Genomic DNA, 1,855 nt, shown 5'->3' on the forward strand with positions numbered 1-1,855 from the left:
CCGACCAGCCGGTCACCGACGACCAGGGCCGGTCGGTGCTGGTGCGGTAATGCCCGGTGCGCTCGCCGGGGTGGAACTCCAGCGGCGGCGGTGAGACGTAGGTCCAGCTCACCCCGTCGGCAGAGGTGCGGTAGTAGTCCAGGGCGTCGGCCTGGCCCAGCGCCGCGTCCCGATACTGCTCCGGGAAGTCCGGCTCGTCGAGGATGCGGGTGCCACGTGGCGTGAGCAGGGTGGACCCGCCGCCCAGGTGGATGATCCGCGGTGCGGCCGGCATCGACCGCAGGGTGGTCACCAGGTTCTCGGCGGCGCTGCGCCACAGCCCGCGCTCGCCGCCGCCGATCGCCACCACCAGCGCGTCCGCCTCCGGCGCCAGGTCCCGGACACTGCGCTCGCTGGTGGCGTCGCCGGTGACCGTCCGCACCCCGGCCGGCAGGTACGAGGTGGCCTCCGGGCGGCGGACCGCTGCGATCACCCGGTGCCCACGGTCGGCCGCCTCGGCGGTGACCCGCGACCCGGCGGTGCCGCCCGCGCCAAACACGACGATGGTGCTCACCAGCCCAGGCTAGGGCCGACTCGCCCCAAAGTTGCCGTAATGACGAACCCGGCGGGGCGTTCGGGGGAACGTCGGACTGGCGTGGATCGACTACGGTGAGCCGAGCAAGATCCATTGACCTGAACGGGGAATCCATGAAGCACCTCTCCGCCCGTCGCCGGCTGCTCGCCTGGACAGTGCCTGCCGCCCTGGCGCTCGCCGTCGTCCCGGCCCTGCCGGCTGAGGCCGCACCGGTCAACACGCCGACCACCGCCATCACCGGCCCGGTCGACAAGGACCTCAACGGTGACGGCGTACCGGACCTGGTGACCGCCGGCGGCACCACGACGGGCCTCGACTCCGGCGTCTGGGCGGCGCGGGGCCGGATCAACGCGACCACCGGCGTCGGCACCGGCCGGGTGAAGGTCCCGGCGGTGAACATCGGCATCTACGGCAACGGCGTCACCGGCAACGAATCGCCGGCCGACTTCGACGGCGCCCAAATGATCACCGGCAGGTTCTGGGGCACCGCGAACCAGGACTTCCTGGCCTACTACCCGGGTGGCGACAACGCCGGTGGCGGCGTCATCATCAAGGGTGTCGGCGACGGAACGATGGCCAAGCCCTACAACGCCTCGGTCAGTCTCGCGCGCGAATTCCTGGCCGACGACTACGGCAACGCCCCGATCCAGCTCGTCAACGGGTACGTGGCGGACGGCGTCGGCGACGACATCCCCGACCTGCTCGGGATCGTCGGCGACACGACGAACGGCTACCGACTGGCCTACTACCCGAGCGTCTGGGCGGCGGGCCTCTACTTCAGGGTGGCGTTGAACACCGCCACCCCGACCGGCGGCAGTGACTGGCAGAACTGGACCCTGGCCAGCACCGAGTTGGCTTCGGGCGTGGCCCTGGTGCTGCGCAACGCCACGACCGGCGACCTGTACCTGTGGCACGGCGTCACGATGGCCGACAACGGCGACGGGACCGGCACGCTCGCCTACACCCAGTACCGGCTCGCCTCGGGCTGGAACACCGGTGCCGCGATCAGCAGCCTCGTCGCCGCCGACCTGAACGCCGACGGCGTGGTTGATCTGTGGGCGGTCTCCCCGGACGGCAGTGTGCGGGCGTACCTGATCTCGAACCTCTCCGCCACCCGGCCGGCGAAGATCCGCGCGATCCAGGCGCAGCAGCTCGGCTGAGCCGCGGTGGGGGGGCCCCCCGGGGACCGGGGCCCCCCCCCCCGGCGGCCCCGGCCGGGGGGGAGCGCGGGGGGCGCCGGGGGGGCCGCCGGGGGGGGCGCCGCGGGCGGAGGGAGGGGGT

2 protein-coding genes are annotated in these 1,855 nt (G+C 73.0%); one reads left to right on the top strand and one right to left on the bottom strand.

Annotated elements, in window-relative coordinates; translation table 11 throughout:
- The coding region (locus AB0J68_RS31800) for an NAD(P)H-binding protein (RefSeq protein ID WP_363942541.1) at positions 1-553 on the bottom strand (553 nt) is incomplete at its 3' end.
- 134 nt (positions 554-687) lie between these two features.
- Here AB0J68_RS31800 and AB0J68_RS31805 point away from each other — a divergent pair.
- The gene (locus tag AB0J68_RS31805; RefSeq protein WP_363942544.1) at positions 688-1,734 is read left to right on the top strand and encodes a hypothetical protein; all 1,047 of its coding nucleotides are present in this window, start codon (positions 688-690) and stop codon (positions 1,732-1,734) included.
- Positions 1,735-1,855: the final 121 nt, after the last annotated feature.

It is taken from the genome of Micromonospora sp. NPDC049580, assembly GCF_040675595.1.
Classification (GTDB): Bacteria; Actinomycetota; Actinomycetes; order Mycobacteriales; family Micromonosporaceae; genus Micromonospora.

Excerpts from the sequence above, each read along its gene's own strand:
- AB0J68_RS31805 (WP_363942544.1), top strand. The coding sequence starts at position 688 with ATGAAGCACCTCTCCGCCCGTCGCCGGCTGCTCGCCTGGACAGTGCCT.